This window comes from Enterobacter cloacae complex sp. P24RS (genome assembly GCF_014982165.1).
Lineage (GTDB): Bacteria > Pseudomonadota > Gammaproteobacteria > Enterobacterales > Enterobacteriaceae > Enterobacter > Enterobacter quasihormaechei.
In genome coordinates, this window is record NZ_JADCKU010000020.1 from 33,943 (window position 1) to 50,697 (window position 16,755).

Here is a 16,755-nt window from a genome sequence, read left to right on the forward strand (position 1 = left end):
GTTTCTTTTTAAGCCAAACCTGAGGCGTCGTGCCTCTTATTCTATCCTCTCCAGAGTAACGCAAAAGGCAACGGGATGAGTCCTGAAAATTAAAACGGGCGGCCTGAGCCACCCGTTTTCGCATCAATGGATAATTTAGATTGCCCAGCCGCCCGCGTAGAACGCGACCAGCGCAACGGCGATCACCACGGTGCCGATGTTCAGCTTGCGCCACTCACCGGAGACCAGGCGGCCAATCACCAGCGAGGCGAAGCCGATCATGATGCCGGTCACGATGTTACAGGTCAGCACGATGAATACTGCGGTGATCAGGCCGGACATGGCGTCGACAAAATCCGCGAAGTCGATTTTCGCCACGTTGCTCAGCATCAGCAGGCCGACGTACATCAGCGCTGGCGCGGTTGCATACGCAGGCACCAGGTAGGAGAGCGGAGAGAGGAACAGGATCAGCAGGAACAGCACGCCAACGGTGATGGCCGTCAGGCCGGTTTTACCGCCTGCCGCCGTACCCGCTGCGGATTCGATGTACACCGCCGCAGGCGCCGCGCCCACCAGACCAGAGAAGACGCTGCTCAGGGAGTCGGTGGTCAGCGCTTTGCCGCCGTCGATAATCTGGCCGTCTTTATCCAGCAGGTTAGCCTGCCCCGCCACCGCGCGGATGGTCCCGGTGGCGTCAAACACCGCCGTCATCACCAGCGCCAGCACGCTTGGCAGGATCACCGGGTTCAGCGCGCCCACGATATCCAGGCTGCCGATCAGGGAGTTGCCGTTGTCGTCGCTCAGCGACGGCATGGCGAAAATACCGGAAAAGTGAACGGTCGGGTCGAAGATCAGCCCGACGATGGACACGCCGATAATGGTCAGCAGAATGCCGCCCGGCACCTTCAGTTTTTCCAGGCCGATAATCACCGCCAGCCCCACCAGCGACATGATCACCGGGAAGCTCGCAAAGTTACCCAGCGCAACCGGCAGACCGTCCAGCGGATTCTTGATGACCAGACCCACGCCGTTGGCGGCAATCAGCAGCAGGAACAGGCCAATACCGATACCGGTGCCATGCGCCACGCCCTGCGGCAGGTTGCGCAAAATCCAGCTGCGGATGCCGGTGGCAGAAATCACAGTGAACAGTACGCCCATCAGGAACACCGCGCCGAGCGCTACGGGGACGCTGATCTGCTGGCCCAGTACCAGGCTGAAAGCGGTAAACGCGGTCAGGGAGATGGCGCAGCCGATCGCCAGCGGCAGGTTCGCCCACAGCCCCATCACGATGGAGCCAACGCCCGCTACCAGACAGGTGGCAACGAAGACCGCCGCGGGCGGGAAGCCGGCTTTGCCGAGCATGCCCGGCACCACGATGACGGAGTACACCATCGCCAGAAACGTGGTCAGACCGGCAACAACTTCCTGGCGCACGGTACTGCCGCGAGCAGAAATTTTAAACATGGCGTCAAGTGAACCGCCGGTACGCGCAGATGGCGTAGACATAGAAAACATCCCCTGAAAATTTTTATTGAAAGTCCGTAAGCGTGGTGGAGACTCCACTGCCAGCGAAACGTCAAATCCTTGTGCTGCGTTTGCGACGAAAGGGGCGTCACAAAAAAAGCAAACGTTTAGCTCCGCGCTTACAAAACGGGTGGTCAAATGTAGGCAAACGATTATCTAGCCTAATACCCGCCCTTTTCAACTGAACTTTCTCGTTTTTCGCTAAAATGACCTCATGGCGATGAAGAATTAAGCAGAGGATGCGCAAACGTTATCGTCCGTGCGCAATTTCGTTACATTTCACGCCTCGCCGGGAATGGTCAGCGGGCCGCCTTTCTCCAGCGTGGTCTGCCAGCCCGGGCGCGCCTCCACGTTCTGTTTCCATGCCGCTATGTGGCTGAGATTGTCGATACCGCCCCGCGCCAGCAGGGCGAAGATCGGAAAACTCATCTGGATATCCGCCATGGACAGCGCATCGCCGGCAAACCAGGGGTTTTCGGCAAGATGCGCGTCAATAAAGCGCGCGTGCGTTTCCAGCTGGCGGTTGAGATATGCTTTCTGCACTCCCTGCCCCAGCGCTTTGCCCAGCGTGCGCAGGCCAAACGGTACCGGAGGCTTGCCGAGGCTGTTAAACACCAGCTTCATTAACAGCAGCGGCATCAGTGATCCTTCGGCGTAATGCAGCCAGAAACGGTACTGCACCTTGCTGGCGGGATCTAACGGTTTGAATCGTGATTCCGGATCGTACGTTTCCTGAAGATATTCCAGAATCGCACCTGATTCGGCCAGACCCAGTCCGTTATCTTCGAGTACCGGGGATTTTCCCAGCGGATGCACTTTTTTGAGCGAGTCTGGCGCGAGCATGGTTTTTTCGCGCTGGTAGCGCACGATGTCGTACGTCAGACCCAGCTCCTCCAGCGCCCAGAGGACGCGATGGGAACGAGACTGGTTAAGGTGGTGGACCGTTAGCATGATGTTCTCCGGTGATTGCTACTTTTTAACTATAGAAAACTGAACAACTTCACGAAAAAAATTCGGCTAAAATCCGATCGTCTTCGGTGGCAAAAACGGCGGCCGGGCATAAAATTAAAGTGTCAGTACAAACCGGAACCTCCTCCACAAGCTCGACACGAGGGGTACTGATGTCGGGGGAAACCCTCCCGTGAACCAGCGGGATAGAGAGAAAGACAAAGACCGGAAAAAACTAAAGCGCCCTTAGTGGCGCTTTAGTTCTTTATGCTTGTTGCCGGATGGCGGTTTGCTTACCCGGCCGACATTCCCGGTCTTGTAGGCCGGGTAAGCAAAGCGCCAACCGGCGAAGGGGCCGCAGAATCTCAATCCTCCTCCAGCAGACGCGCCCCCGTTCCCTGCTCGCCCAGCCTGTCGCCCGGGTTACGCAGCGGGCAGTCACTACGTGATAAACACCCGCAGCCAATGCAGCCGTCCAGTTCATCGCGCAGGGCCACCAGCGTGTGAATACGACGATCAAGCTCTTCACGCCACTGGGACGACAGCTGCTTCCACTCTTTCGCGCTCAGCGAGTGCCCTTCCGGCAATACGCCGAACGCGTCGCCGATGGTGGCCAGCGGGATACCGATACGTTGCGCAATTTTGATAATCGCCACGTAGCGGAGCACGTCGCGGGTGTAGCGCCGCTGGTTTCCGGCGTTACGGATACTTTTTATTAACCCTTTGCTTTCATAGAAGTGGAGCGCCGACACCGCCACGCCGCTTCGCTTCGCCACTTCACCGGGGGTTAACAGCGCTTTGATGCGCGGTAATCTCTTTTCCATAAAACCTCTTTACCTCAAGTTAACTTGAGGAATTATACTCCCCCGCAGAGAAAACGACGAATCAACCGAGAAAGTTGTATCTACAGAGGGGCAACCTTATGTCGCATCAGCAAATTATTCAGACGCTTATTGAATGGATTGATGAACATATCGACCAGCCGTTGAACATTGATGTGGTCGCGAAGAAGTCGGGCTATTCGAAATGGTATTTACAGAGAATGTTCCGCACCGTGATGCATCAAACGCTGGGTGACTACATTCGCCAGCGCAGGCTACTGCTGGCGGCGCAGGCGTTACGCTCAACGCAGCGGCCCATTTTTGATATCGCAATGGATCTGGGCTATGTGTCGCAGCAGACCTTTTCCCGCGTCTTCCGCCGCGAGTTTGACCGGACGCCGAGCGACTACCGCCACCAGCTTAATTAATGCGCGTTAACGCGAGGATTGCTGCTGCCAGGCCATAAATGCCTGGGGCGGCATCGCTTTCGCGAAGTGCCAACCCTGACAATACTGTACGCCTCGCTTCAGCAGCCAGCTGACCTGCTCGGCGGTCTCCACCCCTTCCGCAATGGTTTTCAACCGCAGGCTTTGCGCCATCTCAATGATGTGCTCAGCAATAAGGTGGCTGGTGCTGTTAGTGGCTAAGGTATCGATAAAAGATTTATCGATTTTCAGAATATCGACGTTCAGGGAATAGAGATTATGCAGGTTTGAGTAACCGGTTCCGAAGTCATCGATCGCCACCTCATAGCCTGCCTGGCGAAATGCCTGGATAACCGGCGTGGTTTTTGGCACGTCGATAAACCCCCGCTCCGTCACCTCTATTTTGATCTGCTGCGCGCGAACCGAGTAAAAGCGGGCTTTATCTGAGATCAGGGCGATAAGACGCGAGGAATGGAAATCCGAAGCCGACAGGTTAATCGAGACATACAGCTCGGGATGAGCGGCAAGAAAATACCCAAGATCGCTGAACACCTCCTCCACAACGTAATCGGTAATGCGCGCGATCATGCCCTCTTTTTCTGCCAGCGGAATAAATTCGGCCGGGCTCATGACCTGCCCGTTAAATCCAGGCCAGCGCAATAGCGCCTCCGCCCCCACGCACTGATTATTTTTAATATCAATAATGGGCTGATAATGTACGCACAGCTGGCGATTATTCAGCGCCCGGTGCAGAAGACGGCCAGGCGAATTGAATTCGCGGTGTGTACGCGACCACACCAGCAGAATAATTATGCTGCAAATCATCCCCAACGGTAGCGTCAGGGTAGCCTGGTGATAAAACGTTTCATAAAAACGGGCACTGGACGTTGAAACGATGGCCGCAATGGGCCGCTGCCCGGATTTCACGATCGTATAAAAACGGTCATCCTGCTGAAAAGTCGTTTCCTCATGCCGAATCATCGAATGCAATAAAGGGATATTGGCTTTCTGGCTAACGGAAAAGAATGCATTGCTGACGGTGTCATATACTCCCCACGACAGGGAACGATCGTCTGACATCACCTCACTGTACGATAGCGGATTGACCACGACGACATAATTTCCGCGCTGCACATATATCATTTTATAGCCATTAAAAAATGGCGTATCGCGAAAATAATAGATGGAAACGTCAGGTTTCCGTGTGTAATTGGCCGCGGGGATGGTGTAAGGTTGGTCCGGTGTATAAATGGTTGAACAAAGAAAATTCTGGCCTTCAGCATATATTAAATCAGCAACAAAAAGACGACCGCGGGAAACGTTCAACATATATTGACGATGCGCTGGCGTACAAACTTTGCCCTGATATTTTTCCGCGTCTTCCCGGGCCAGATCAACCTGTTGAATAACCCGTTCAGTTTTGTTTAAAGCCAGTTCAGCGAACGTGCGCAGCTGGGAGCTGATTTCCGACTCGGCTCTTAGCTGGGCAAACCATAGCGCAAGCATCACCGGCAGCATAACTACCATGATAACCCCTGCCACTTTGAGCATCTTGCGCTGCGCGCTACGATTCATTTCCCGCTCTGTATCCCTGCATGATGTACGCCTGTAGCAATGAAGGCCGGCTGCTTTGATAAACAGGCGATTACGTTGCATGAATCACAGGAAGTTAGCAACTGACTTTTGCTATTAAAAATCCTAAAATTCGTGATGCCGATAATATTCTCCCGTAAGCCAAACTAAAAGTATTGGTTTCGTTTTCGATAAGAAGAATAATTCTTCGCGATGGGCGTTAAAGTTCCCTAACTTAAATAGCCTGCTATTTTTTCTTCTGCTGATTTATAAATAATCAGATGCCAGAATCGATTTTCCTCTTCCCGTACGTCTGGCGTCATATAATGGTTTATCGGCACGCATCAGTATGGCTGAAGTATCCCGTTGCCCCTGACACACTTCAGCCATGCGCGGCTCGTCAGCGGACTCAACGCTGACTCAGGAGGGGCTTGCCCCAGGGCACGTTGCGTTGCGACGTCAGCTTCACCACGGCCAGCATGCTGTCGTTAGTCATCTCGCGCCTTTATCTTTCACAGGTCATTAATCGATAGACTGACTGCTGTAAACCCTTTACAGCCGATCGTGTATTGCAAAGGTTTTGCTATCTGAATGAATTAAATATAAAAATTCACCGCAGACGCTGAAGTGAGCGTCGACGATATATTTTCCTGAGTTATAAAACCACTTTTACTCCACGCAGACACTGGCGAATAAAACAGCAAATGTGATATAGTTCACACATCTTATGTAACGAGAAACATTGTTTCATTTCAGTTCGTCTGTTTTGTCGAGGATGGGTTATATGGCAACCATTACCACCAGCATGGTGCTCCTGCGCTGGCCGTTGTTGAGCGCGGTTTTGATGTTCCTGGCCAGCACGTTAAACATTCAGTTCCGAAAGTCCGACTATGCAGGTCTTGCTGTGATTAGCACCCTGTTGGGATTGGGCGCCGCATGCTGGTTCGCGACAGGTCTGCTCGGCATTACGCTAGTGGATATGGCCGCCGTCTGGGAAAACATCAAAGTGGTGATGGTTGAAGCCATGAGCCATACCCCACCAGACTGGCCGATGGTGATTACCTGATAGCCTGTTAATAAAAAACCCAGACTGGTGTCTGGATTTTTTTGTGCTTTACGCGCCTGAATATCAGAACGGGATGTCGTCGTCGAAATCCATTGGCGGTTCGTTAGACGGTGCCGGAGCAGACTGCGGCTGCGGACGAGACTGCGCGCCGCCGCTGAACTGGTTGCCGCCCTGAGGCTGCTGAGGCTGGCCCCAACCGCCCTGCTGCTGGTTCTGACCGCCACCTGCCGGTGCGCCACCGCCCTGACGGCCACCCAGCATCTGCATGGTGCCGCCCACGTTCACCACCACTTCCGTGGTGTATTTTTCCTGACCGGATTGGTCAGTCCATTTGCGGGTACGCAGCTGGCCTTCAATGTAAACCTGAGAGCCTTTACGCAGATACTCACCGGCCACTTCAGCCAGTTTGCCAAACAGCACAACGCGGTGCCATTCGGTCTGCTCTTTCATTTCACCGGTCGCTTTATCACGCCAGGATTCGGAAGTAGCCAGCGTAATGTTGGCAACTGCGCCACCACTCGGCATGTAGCGTACTTCCGGGTCCTGGCCCAGATTACCGACGAGAATCACCTTGTTTACGCCTCTGCTGGCCATGTTCGTGTCTCCTGAATACGTTTCTTAATAGTGTAAACGCGCGAGTGTACCATTTCCATGCGACACTTTGATAGTTGCGTAGCATGTTCCAGAGTTCTCTCGCGGACTCGACATTGTTACACAGTGAATCAGAAAATGCATTCCAATACTGTATATTCAAACAGGTCATTTTGTGTCATAATTAGCCGTTTCTGACAGCCGTTTGTCCTTCAAACAAATCAGGCAATCCGTGTTCCAACCGGGAAAGGTGAATGGATAAGATCGAAGTTCGGGGCGCCCGCACCCACAATCTCAAGAATATCAACCTCATAATCCCTCGCGACAAACTCATCGTCGTGACCGGGCTTTCGGGGTCTGGCAAATCCTCACTGGCTTTCGACACCTTGTATGCCGAAGGACAGCGTCGTTACGTTGAATCGCTCTCGGCGTACGCGCGTCAGTTCCTGTCGCTGATGGAAAAACCGGATGTCGACCACATTGAAGGGTTATCCCCTGCTATCTCCATTGAGCAGAAATCCACGTCGCATAACCCGCGTTCCACGGTCGGTACCATTACCGAAATTCACGACTATCTGCGCCTGCTGTATGCGCGCGTAGGCGAGCCGCGCTGCCCGGACCACGACGTCCCGCTGGCGGCCCAGACCGTCAGCCAGATGGTGGATAACGTGCTGTCGCAGCCGGAAGGCAAGCGCCTGATGCTGCTGGCGCCAATCATTAAAGAGCGTAAGGGTGAGCACACCAAAACGCTGGAAAACCTGGCAAGCCAGGGCTATATCCGCGCCCGTATCGACGGTGAAGTGTGTGACCTGTCGGATCCACCAAAGCTGGAGCTGCAAAAGAAACACACCATTGAAGTGGTGATTGACCGCTTTAAGGTGCGTGAAGATCTGGCGACGCGTCTGGCGGAATCCTTTGAAACGGCGCTGGAGCTCTCCGGCGGCACGGCGGTGGTCTCCGATATGGACGACGCCAAAGCGGAAGAGCTGCTCTTCTCCGCCAACTTTGCCTGCCCGATTTGCGGCTACAGCATGCGCGAGCTGGAACCGCGCCTGTTCTCATTCAACAACCCGGCGGGCGCGTGTCCGACCTGTGACGGCCTGGGCGTTCAACAGTATTTCGACCCGGACCGCGTGATCCAGAATCCGGAGCTGTCGCTGGCGGGCGGCGCCATTCGCGGCTGGGATAAGCGTAATTTTTACTACTTCCAGATGCTGAAATCGCTGGCAGAGCACTATAAGTTTGACGTTGAAGCCCCGTGGGCCAGCCTGAGCGCGAACGTGCACAAAGTGATCCTGTTCGGTTCCGGCAAAGAGAACATTGAGTTCAAGTACATGAACGATCGCGGCGATACCTCCGTGCGTCGCCACCCGTTCGAAGGGGTGCTGCACAACATGGAGCGCCGCTACAAAGAGACCGAATCCAGCGCGGTGCGCGAGGAGCTGGCGAAGTTCATCAGCAATCGCTCCTGCGCCACCTGTGAGGGCACGCGTCTGCGTCGCGAAGCGCGCCACGTGTTTGTTGAAAATACGGCGCTGCCGACCATCTCAGACATGAGCATCGGCCACGCGATGGACTTCTTCAACAACCTGAAGCTTTCCGGCCAGCGCGCGAAAATCGCCGAAAAAGTGCTGAAAGAGATCGGCGACCGCCTCAAGTTCCTCGTGAACGTCGGCCTGAACTACCTGACGCTTTCCCGCTCGGCGGAAACGCTCTCCGGCGGTGAAGCCCAGCGTATCCGTCTGGCGAGCCAGATTGGCGCCGGTCTTGTGGGCGTGATGTACGTGCTCGATGAGCCCTCTATCGGCCTGCACCAGCGCGACAACGAGCGTCTGCTCGGCACGCTGGTTCATCTGCGCAACCTCGGCAACACGGTGATCGTGGTGGAGCACGACGAAGACGCCATTCGCGCCGCAGACCACGTGATCGACATCGGCCCGGGCGCGGGCGTACACGGTGGTCAGGTGGTGGCGGAAGGGACGCTGAAGGACATTATGGCGGTGCCCGAGTCGCTGACCGGCCAGTACATGAGCGGCAAGCGCAAGATTGAAGTGCCAAAACAGCGCGTCGCGGCGAACCCGGAAAAAGTGCTGAAGCTGACCGGGGCGCGCGGCAACAACCTGAAGGACGTCACCCTGACGCTGCCTGTCGGGCTGTTTACCTGCATTACCGGCGTGTCCGGTTCCGGTAAATCGACGCTGATTAACGACACGCTGTTCCCGATTGCGCAGACGGCGCTGAACGGCGCGACGCTGGCCGAGCCTGCACCGTACCGCGACATTCAGGGGCTGGAGCATTTCGACAAGGTTATCGACATCGACCAGAGCCCGATTGGTCGTACGCCGCGTTCCAACCCGGCGACCTATACCGGCGTCTTTACGCCCGTACGTGAACTCTTCGCTGGCGTGCCGGAAGCACGTTCACGCGGGTATACCCCAGGACGCTTCAGCTTTAACGTGCGCGGCGGCCGCTGTGAAGCGTGCCAGGGCGACGGCGTGATCAAGGTTGAGATGCACTTCCTGCCGGATATCTACGTGCCGTGCGACCAGTGCAAAGGCAAGCGCTATAATCGCGAAACGCTGGAGATTAAATACAAAGGCAAGACCATCCACGAAGTGCTGGATATGACCATCGAAGAGGCGCGCGAGTTCTTTGACGCCGTCCCTGCGCTGGCGCGTAAGCTGCAAACCCTGATGGACGTGGGCCTGACCTACATTCGCCTGGGTCAGTCAGCAACAACCCTGTCCGGCGGTGAGGCGCAACGCGTGAAGCTGGCGCGTGAGCTGTCCAAACGCGGTACCGGCCAGACGCTGTACATTCTGGATGAACCGACCACCGGCCTGCACTTTGCGGATATCCAGCAGCTGCTGGACGTACTGCACCAGCTGCGCGATCAGGGCAACACCATCGTGGTGATTGAGCACAATCTGGACGTGATTAAAACCGCGGACTGGATTGTCGATCTCGGCCCGGAAGGCGGCAGCGGCGGCGGTGAAATCCTCGTCTCCGGTACGCCAGAGACCGTTGCAGAGTGCGAAGCCTCGCACACCGCGCGCTTCCTTAAACCGTTGCTGTAATCGTCACACGGAGAGCTGCTGTCGGATCGTTTCTGGCAGCAGTTCCACCGCCTGTTGATACGACGCATCCACCAGGTAGTAAATTTGCGAATCTGGCAGCGAGCCGTCGAGAAACACCGTACTCCAGTGCGCTTTGTTAAGATGCTTACTTGGCCTGACATCATCGTGCTGCTGGCGCAGTAAATCGGCCAGTTCCGGACTGGTTTTCAGTGATGCCGCAGGCCGCGCCTCCACCTCTTTCACCATCGCAAACAGAACATCACCTACTTTGATCTGCGTGGCTTTCCAGTCGCTGTGAACGCTTTGTTCCGCGCCCGGCTTGCTCATGCAGTACTGAAGTATCTCCGAAATTGTCATCTTTATTCCCCTTGTAGCGTTGCGATAATTTTACGCGAACCACCGTGAATGCGATGTTCTCCCAGCCAGATCCCTTGCCACGTGCCCAGCACTAACCGCCCGTTGTGAACCGGCAGCGTCAGCGAGACGCCCAGCAAAGAGGATTTGATATGCGAAGGCATATCATCCGCCCCTTCGTAATCATGCTCATACGGGGCGTTATCCGGGACGGCTTTCAGAAAATGCCGCTCCATGTCAGACCGGACGGTGGGATCGCAATTTTCATTGAGCGTGAGAGAAGCAGACGTGTGCTGGAGCAGCAGATGCAGCAAACCCGTTTTGACGCGCGACAGGTCGCGAATTTGCCCGATGACTTCGTCCGTCACCAGGTGAAAACCGCGTGATTTTGCGCTTAAGGTCAGGGTCTGTTGATACCACATGTGCTGCTCCATTATGAAAGGTGAATCTTTCTAAGTGTGCAGCAAGAAAGCGAAAGGTAAAACCCGCGCGGCGAGATTTGCTTAAAAAGCACCCATCCCGCCGTTAACGCATCAGTATTCGGAGTTAACGATCACCTCTTCACCAAATTTTCCGGCCATCGGCAGCGGTCGGTAGGTGGAATTCGAGGCGCGTAACACCCTGATGCCTCTGGCCCCCACGTCGTGCGCCGCCGTGATGTCATTATCGGAATCCCCGTAGAACACTTTGATGTTTTTCTTCTCCAGCCACTGGGTTTTGGTGTTTTGCCCTTCACGATCGCCGGCAAAAATGACCGGGTTCATGCTGGACGCCGGGATCAGGAAATCATCCTGGAGCGTTTTCGAGACGGTTTCCGTTTTGGTCTGGCTACGTCCGGTCACGAAGTAAATGCTGTCGCCGCGCTTTACGTGCATGGCGATCAGCGCGCGGGCAACTTCTTTCGGGATACTGAACTCATCCCAGCCGTTGTTCATCTTTTCCCAGAATTCCGGGTTTTTCAGATAGGCTTCGCTGTCCGGCGAGTAGGTTTTTTTGCCGCGCCAGAAACCGGGGCTGGAGAAGAGCACGGTATCGTCAATGTCGAAGCCCACGGCCATGGGCGGGCGGCCCGTCAGGCTGTTTTCGATTTGTGCCACGGAAACCCAGTGAATGGGCGCCTGTTCGGCAAGAATGGCGGCGGTGGTTCCGGTGTAAAGCGGCGTCGGGGCAGAAGCCCGCGCAACAACGGTACTATTAAGCGAGAACAATAAGCAGGCGGCGCTGAGCGCCAGTGTGATCTTGCGCATATTTTCCCCTGAATATTCAGTTTGTTATCGTTTTATTTTGAGCGGATGGTCAATAAACTATCCGACCATAACCCCAGCGGGAGGGGAAGGAAAGGAGTTTTTAGTTATGAAGCTGAATAAAAAGAAGACGATCACAAAGCGTGGACGGGACATGACTGGCACCGGCGCGAACAAAAAAGCCGGGTGGCGGCTGCGCCTTACCCGGCCTACATATGCATGCAAGTAAGTGAATACTTACATTACGGATGCAAAGGCCTGCGCCACGCGCTGGACGTTGCCAGCATTTAGCCCCGCCACGCACATACGTCCGCTGGCGATCAGGTAGACGCCGAACTCGTCACGCAGGCGATCGACCTGTGCAGCGCTCAGTCCGGTGTAGCTAAACATCCCGCGCTGCTTAAGCAGATAGTCGAAGTTCTGCCCCGGCACCGCCTCTTTCAGCACGTTAACCAGCTCCTGACGCATCGACAGAATGCGCTTGCGCATCGCTTCCACTTCCGCAAGCCAGGTGGCTTTCAGCTGTTCGTCGCCCAGAACGGTCGCCACCACCTGCGCACCAAAGTTCGGCGGGCTGGAATAGATACGGCGGACCGTCGCTTTCAGCTGGCCGAGTACGCGCCCCGCGGCTTCGGCGTCTTCACACACTACGGACAGACCGCCGACGCGCTCGCCGTAAAGGGAGAAGATTTTTGAGAAAGAGTTGCTGACCAGCGCAGGCAGACCCGCGCTGGCAATCGCGCGAATGGCGTAGGCGTCCTCCTCCATGCCCGCGGCAAAGCCCTGATAGGCGATGTCGAGGAACGGGATAAGGTCACGCGACTTCAGTACCTCAATTACGGCATCCCACTGTGGATTGGTGAGATCGGCTCCGGTCGGGTTATGGCAGCACGGGTGCAGCAGCACGATGCTGCGCGCCGGCAGGGTGTTCAGTTTTTCCAGCAGCGCGTCAACGCGCACGCCGTTAGTCTCGCTGTCAAACCACGGATAGGTCGCAACCTTAAAGCCCGCGCCTTCAAAGATGGCCACGTGGTTTTCCCACGTCGGGTCGCTGACCCACACGCCGGAGTCCGGGAAATATTTTTTCAGGAAATCTGCGCCTACCTTCAGCGCACCCGAGCCACCCAGCGTCTGGATAGTCGCCACGCGCTTTTGCGCGAGCACCGCGTGGTCCGCACCAAACAGCAGCGGCGCAATGGTATTACGGTAGGTATTTAACCCTTCCATCGGCAAATAAAGCGAAGCCCCGTGCGGGGTTGCGTTAAGACGCGCTTCGGCTTCGGCAACGGCTTTCAGTTGAGGAATGATGCCGTCCTCGTTGTAATAAAGACCAATGCTGAGGTTCACTTTATCGCTGCGAGGATCTTCTTTGAAACGCTCCATCAAGGAGAGAATAGGGTCGCCAGCGTAGGCGTCTACTTTCTGAAACACGCGATGTTCTCCGGATTATTATGAGGCAGGGTTTTCAACAATAAACCGGAAGCAGGAGAAGATCGAGAGGATGTTAACAGAAGCGGGATGCATCGCATCCCGTCAAAGCTCAGTCGATGTATTTCATCGCCACCCGCGACGTCAGACGCGTAATAAGTTCGTAAGCACTCACTTTTGTAACCTCAGCAATGCGCTCGACGGGCAGCCCTTCACCCCACATCACCGCATCGTCGCCCGCTTTATCCTGCGCATCGGGTCCCAGATCGACACAAATCATGTCCATCGCCACGCGACCGACAATCTTCACTTCGCGGCCATTAACCAGCACCGGTGTGCCCGTTGGTGCGGCGCGGGGATAGCCGTCGCCGTAGCCCATCGCCACCACGCCAAGACGCGTGTCGCGCTCGCTGGTCCAGGTGCCGCCGTAACCTACCGGCTCGCCTGCTTTGTGCTCACGCACGGCAATCAGCTTTGAAACCAGCGACATCACTGGCTTAAAGCCGAAGTCCGGCCCCCAGGGTTTGTTCTCAAGCGGGGAAACGCCATACAGGATAATGCCCGGACGCGCCCAGTCGAAGTGGGACTGCGGCCACAGCAGAATGCCGCCGGACGCGGCAATGGAGCGCATTCCCGGCTTGCCTTCGCAGAAGGTGTTGAAGATACCGAGCTGCTGTTCGGTTGCCCCGCACTCGGGCTCGTCGGCACGGGCAAAATGGCTAACGATGTTCACCGGCTGGCGCACATTTTTGCACTGGCACAAACGCTGATAAAACGCCTCCGCGTTTTCCGGGCGCACGCCCAGACGGTGCATGCCCGTATCGAGCTTCATCCAGACGGTGACCGGCTCGCTCAGTTCAGTCGTTTCCAGCGCGGCCAGCTGTTCTTCGTTATGGACCGCCGTGTGCAGCTGCTGGTCTGCAATGGTCGGCAGATCCGAGGCTTCAAAAAAGCCTTCAAGAAGCAGAATCGGTTGCGTAATGCCGCCTTCGCGCAGGCGAAGGGCTTCTTCGAGACGGGCGACACCAAAGGCGTCGGCATCGGGGAGCGTTCGCGCGGTCTCAAGAAGACCGTGTCCGTAAGCGTTCGCTTTCACGACTGCAACGAGCTTGCTGGCGGGCGCCAGTTCTCGCAGACGTTGCAGGTTGTGTCGCAGAGCGCGGCGGTTAATCACAACAGTTGCCGCTTGCATTTGAATTCCTTAGAAATTACTCATCATCATATTGAGGACCGGCATAGTTGTCGAAACGCGACCACTGGCCGTTAAAGGTGAGACGCACCGTACCGATGGGGCCGTTACGTTGCTTACCAATAATAATTTCGGCGATCCCTTTCAGGTCGCTGTTCTCGTGATAGACCTCATCACGGTAGATGAACATGATTAAGTCAGCATCCTGCTCAATGGAGCCGGATTCACGCAGGTCGGAGTTGACCGGGCGTTTGTCTGCACGCTGTTCCAGGGAGCGGTTAAGCTGCGACAGCGCCACCACCGGAACGTGCAGCTCTTTAGCTAACGCCTTGAGCGAGCGGGAAATCTCGGCGATCTCCAGCGTACGGTTGTCGGAGAGCGACGGAACGCGCATCAGCTGAAGGTAGTCGATCATGATAAGGCCGATGCCGCCGTGTTCACGGGCGATGCGGCGCGCGCGGGAGCGCACTTCCGTCGGCGTCAGGCCGGAGGAGTCATCGATGTAGATGTTCCGTTTTTCCAGCAAAATGCCCATGGTGCCGGAGATACGCGCCCAGTCCTCGTCGTCCAGCTGGCCGGTACGGATGCGGGTCTGATCCACGCGCGACAGGGATGCCAGAGAACGCATCATAATCTGTTCTGAGGGCATCTCAAGACTGAAGATAAGCACCGGCTTATCCTGCAACATCGCCGCGTTTTCAACGAGGTTCATCGCAAATGTCGTTTTACCCATCGACGGACGCGCCGCGACGATAATCAAATCCGACGGCTGAAGACCCGCCGTTTTTTTGTTGAGATCGTCATAGCCGGTGTTCACCCCCGTCACGCCATCGTGCGGCTGCTGGAAAAGCTGCTCTATACGCGCAACGGTGGCGTCGAGCACGTCGGCAATGTTTTTCGGGCCTTCGTCTTTGTTGGCTCGGCTTTCGGCGATTTTAAAGACGCGGGATTCCGCAAGGTCGAGTAGATCTTCGCTGGTGCGGCCCTGCGGGTCGAAACCGGCCTCGGCGATCTCGTTCGCCACCGAAATCATCTCGCGGACAACGGCGCGTTCGCGGACGATGTCAGCATAAGCGCTAATGTTCGCGGCGCTTGGCGTGTTTTTTGACAGTTCTGCCAGATAGGCAAATCCGCCGACGCTGTCCAGTTGCCCCAGGCGCTCCAGCGATTCTGCGAGCGTAATCAGGTCAATCGGGCTGCCCGACTCCTGCAAACGCGCCATTTCCGTGAAGATATGACGGTGCGGACGGGTATAGAAATCTTCTGCGACGACGCGCTCGGCGACGTCGTCCCAGCGTTCGTTATCCAGCATTAAACCGCCCAACACCGACTGTTCCGCTTCAATCGAGTGCGGCGGGACTTTTAACCCGGCGACCTGATAATCACGTTCACGGGGTTCAGTCTGTTTGTTGAAGGGTTTGTTTCCTGCCATAGTGAATGGAGTTACCGAGATAAAGAGTGGGTCGAAAGATTACCACATTCTGGAGGAAGCATGGCAACACGTATTGAATTTCACAAGCATGGTGGCCCTGACGTACTCAACGCGGTGGAGTTCACCCCCGCCGCGCCTGGTGAGAATGAAATCCAGGTTGAAAACAAAGCGATTGGCATTAACTACATCGATACCTATATTCGCGGCGGCCTCTATCCGCCTCCGTCGATGCCGAGCGGGCTGGGCACCGAGGCGGCCGGTATCGTCAGCAAAGTGGGCAGCGGGGTCAAGCACATCAAAGAAGGCGATCGCGTGGTGTACGCGCAGTCTGCGCTGGGCGCTTACAGCTCCGTCCACAACGTTCCGGCCGAGAAAGCGGCGCTTCTGCCGAATGCGATTGGCTTCGAGCAGGCCGCCGCCTCATTCCTGAAAGGGCTGACGGTCTATTATCTGCTGCGCAAAACCTATGAAATTAAGCCCGATGAGCAGTTTCTGTTCCATGCTGCCGCAGGTGGCGTGGGCTTGATTGCCTGCCAGTGGGCGAAAGCACTGGGCGCGAAGCTGATCGGCACTGTAGGCAGCGCGCAAAAAGCGCAGCGTGCGCTGGACACGGGCGCCTGGCAGGTGATCAACTACCGGGAAGAGAGCATCGTTGAGCGGCTAAAAGAGATCACCGGCGGCAAAAAGGTGCGCGTCGTGTATGACTCGGTGGGGAAAGATACGTGGGAGTCTTCGCTGGACTGCCTGCAACGTCGCGGGCTGATGGTGAGCTTCGGTAACGCCTCTGGCGCTGTCACCGGCGTCAATCTCGGCATTCTGAATCAGAAAGGGTCGCTGTACGTCACACGCCCTTCCCTGCAAGGTTACATCACCAACCGGAAAGAACTTGAGGAAGCCAGCAATGAGTTGTTCTCGCTGATTGCCAGCGGCGTCATCAAAGTAGACGTGGCGGATGCGCAGAAATTCGCGCTAACCGATGCACAACGCGCGCATGAAGTGCTGGAGAGCCGGGCAACGCAGGGATCAAGCCTGTTAATTCCCTGAGCCATAAAAAGAAATTGGGCTTCCCGTGGGAAGCCCTTTCTTTTTTTAGTTCGGCTGTATG

15 protein-coding genes are annotated in these 16,755 nt (G+C 56.0%); 4 read left to right on the plus strand and 11 right to left on the minus strand.

The features are described from left to right. Window positions 1–135: 135 nt before the first annotated feature. The 3 genes from ghxP to soxR all read right to left on the minus strand — a co-directional run bounded on the left by ghxP (window position 136) and on the right by soxR (window position 3,275). Window positions 136–1,485 carry a guanine/hypoxanthine transporter GhxP gene (ghxP, locus tag INF58_RS18510; RefSeq protein ID WP_063449848.1) on the minus strand — a complete coding sequence of 450 codons (1,350 nt, stop codon included), beginning with the start codon at window positions 1,483–1,485 and terminating at the stop codon, window positions 136–138. A gap of 297 nt (window positions 1,486–1,782) precedes the next feature. After that, on the minus strand, window positions 1,783–2,454 hold the full coding sequence (locus INF58_RS18515) for a glutathione S-transferase family protein (protein WP_193528266.1): 672 nt from the start codon (window positions 2,452–2,454) through the stop codon (window positions 1,783–1,785). A 362-nt stretch (window positions 2,455–2,816) separates the two neighbouring features. Beyond that, on the minus strand, window positions 2,817–3,275 hold the full coding sequence (gene soxR, locus INF58_RS18520; protein ID WP_003860275.1) for a redox-sensitive transcriptional activator SoxR: 459 nt from the start codon (window positions 3,273–3,275) through the stop codon (window positions 2,817–2,819). Between the two features lie 98 nt (window positions 3,276–3,373). Between soxR and soxS the strand changes: the two genes are divergently transcribed. Then, the gene (gene soxS / locus INF58_RS18525; protein ID WP_003860277.1) at window positions 3,374–3,700 is read left to right on the plus strand and encodes a superoxide response transcriptional regulator SoxS; all 327 of its coding nucleotides are present in this window, start codon (window positions 3,374–3,376) and stop codon (window positions 3,698–3,700) included. Window positions 3,701–3,706: 6 nt separating this feature from the next. Here the strand turns inward: soxS and INF58_RS18530 are convergent, their stop codons facing one another. Beyond that, window positions 3,707–5,272, minus strand: coding sequence for an EAL domain-containing protein (locus tag INF58_RS18530; protein ID WP_193528267.1), 1,566 nt, complete (start codon window positions 5,270–5,272; stop codon window positions 3,707–3,709). Window positions 5,273–6,053: 781 nt separating this feature from the next. Here INF58_RS18530 and INF58_RS18535 point away from each other — a divergent pair. Then, window positions 6,054–6,335: a YjcB family protein gene (locus INF58_RS18535; RefSeq protein WP_022646751.1), complete on the plus strand. Its 282-nt coding sequence runs from the start codon at window positions 6,054–6,056 to the stop codon at window positions 6,333–6,335. Window positions 6,336–6,398: 63 nt separating this feature from the next. Here the strand turns inward: INF58_RS18535 and ssb1 are convergent, their stop codons facing one another. Then, window positions 6,399–6,929, minus strand: coding sequence for a single-stranded DNA-binding protein SSB1 (ssb1, locus tag INF58_RS18540; protein ID WP_193528268.1), 531 nt, complete (start codon window positions 6,927–6,929; stop codon window positions 6,399–6,401). Window positions 6,930–7,180: 251 nt separating this feature from the next. Here ssb1 and uvrA point away from each other — a divergent pair, with 251 nt between their 5' ends. After that, a complete protein-coding gene (gene uvrA, locus INF58_RS18545; protein ID WP_003860287.1) occupies window positions 7,181–10,003 on the plus strand; it encodes an excinuclease ABC subunit UvrA in 2,823 nt (940 codons plus the stop codon). 3 nt (window positions 10,004–10,006) lie between these two features. On the opposite strand, the gene INF58_RS18550 is transcribed toward uvrA, so the two are convergent. The 6 genes from INF58_RS18550 to dnaB form a co-directional block, all read right to left on the minus strand. Next, a complete protein-coding gene (locus INF58_RS18550) occupies window positions 10,007–10,360 on the minus strand; it encodes an MmcQ/YjbR family DNA-binding protein (RefSeq protein WP_063449853.1) in 354 nt (117 codons plus the stop codon). A gap of 2 nt (window positions 10,361–10,362) precedes the next feature. Further along, window positions 10,363–10,779 (minus strand): secondary thiamine-phosphate synthase enzyme YjbQ, encoded by a 417-nt coding sequence (locus INF58_RS18555; RefSeq protein ID WP_193528269.1) that lies wholly within the window; start codon window positions 10,777–10,779, stop codon window positions 10,363–10,365. A 111-nt stretch (window positions 10,780–10,890) separates the two neighbouring features. Beyond that, a complete protein-coding gene (gene aphA, locus INF58_RS18560; RefSeq protein WP_107534472.1) occupies window positions 10,891–11,604 on the minus strand; it encodes an acid phosphatase AphA in 714 nt (237 codons plus the stop codon). A 234-nt stretch (window positions 11,605–11,838) separates the two neighbouring features. After that, a complete protein-coding gene (gene tyrB / locus INF58_RS18565) occupies window positions 11,839–13,032 on the minus strand; it encodes an aromatic amino acid transaminase (protein ID WP_193528270.1) in 1,194 nt (397 codons plus the stop codon). A 109-nt stretch (window positions 13,033–13,141) separates the two neighbouring features. Further along, complete coding sequence (gene alr, locus INF58_RS18570) at window positions 13,142–14,221, minus strand: alanine racemase (protein WP_193528271.1); 1,080 nt, start codon at window positions 14,219–14,221, stop codon at window positions 13,142–13,144. Between the two features lie 16 nt (window positions 14,222–14,237). Next, complete coding sequence (gene dnaB / locus INF58_RS18575; protein WP_003860298.1) at window positions 14,238–15,650, minus strand: replicative DNA helicase; 1,413 nt, start codon at window positions 15,648–15,650, stop codon at window positions 14,238–14,240. Window positions 15,651–15,710: 60 nt separating this feature from the next. On the opposite strand from dnaB, the gene INF58_RS18580 reads away from it, so the two are divergent. Further along, complete coding sequence (locus INF58_RS18580; RefSeq protein ID WP_193528272.1) at window positions 15,711–16,694, plus strand: quinone oxidoreductase; 984 nt, start codon at window positions 15,711–15,713, stop codon at window positions 16,692–16,694. Window positions 16,695–16,755: the final 61 nt, after the last annotated feature.

What these genes read in the sequence shown, in the direction of transcription:
- ghxP (WP_063449848.1), bottom strand. Translation starts at nt 1,485, where the DNA reads ATGTCTACGCCATCTGCGCGTACCGGCGGTTCACTTGACGCCATGTTT.
- INF58_RS18515 (WP_193528266.1), bottom strand. Translation starts at nt 2,454, where the DNA reads ATGCTAACGGTCCACCACCTTAACCAGTCTCGTTCCCATCGCGTCCTC.
- soxR (WP_003860275.1), bottom strand. Translation starts at nt 3,275, where the DNA reads ATGGAAAAGAGATTACCGCGCATCAAAGCGCTGTTAACCCCCGGTGAA.
- soxS (WP_003860277.1), top strand. Translation starts at nt 3,374, where the DNA reads ATGTCGCATCAGCAAATTATTCAGACGCTTATTGAATGGATTGATGAA.
- INF58_RS18530 (WP_193528267.1), bottom strand. Translation starts at nt 5,272, where the DNA reads ATGAATCGTAGCGCGCAGCGCAAGATGCTCAAAGTGGCAGGGGTTATC.
- INF58_RS18535 (WP_022646751.1), top strand. Translation starts at nt 6,054, where the DNA reads ATGGCAACCATTACCACCAGCATGGTGCTCCTGCGCTGGCCGTTGTTG.
- ssb1 (WP_193528268.1), bottom strand. Translation starts at nt 6,929, where the DNA reads ATGGCCAGCAGAGGCGTAAACAAGGTGATTCTCGTCGGTAATCTGGGC.
- uvrA (WP_003860287.1), top strand. Translation starts at nt 7,181, where the DNA reads ATGGATAAGATCGAAGTTCGGGGCGCCCGCACCCACAATCTCAAGAAT.
- INF58_RS18550 (WP_063449853.1), bottom strand. Translation starts at nt 10,360, where the DNA reads ATGACAATTTCGGAGATACTTCAGTACTGCATGAGCAAGCCGGGCGCG.
- INF58_RS18555 (WP_193528269.1), bottom strand. Translation starts at nt 10,779, where the DNA reads ATGTGGTATCAACAGACCCTGACCTTAAGCGCAAAATCACGCGGTTTT.
- aphA (WP_107534472.1), bottom strand. Translation starts at nt 11,604, where the DNA reads ATGCGCAAGATCACACTGGCGCTCAGCGCCGCCTGCTTATTGTTCTCG.
- alr (WP_193528271.1), bottom strand. Translation starts at nt 14,221, where the DNA reads ATGCAAGCGGCAACTGTTGTGATTAACCGCCGCGCTCTGCGACACAAC.
- dnaB (WP_003860298.1), bottom strand. Translation starts at nt 15,650, where the DNA reads ATGGCAGGAAACAAACCCTTCAACAAACAGACTGAACCCCGTGAACGT.
- INF58_RS18580 (WP_193528272.1), top strand. Translation starts at nt 15,711, where the DNA reads ATGGCAACACGTATTGAATTTCACAAGCATGGTGGCCCTGACGTACTC.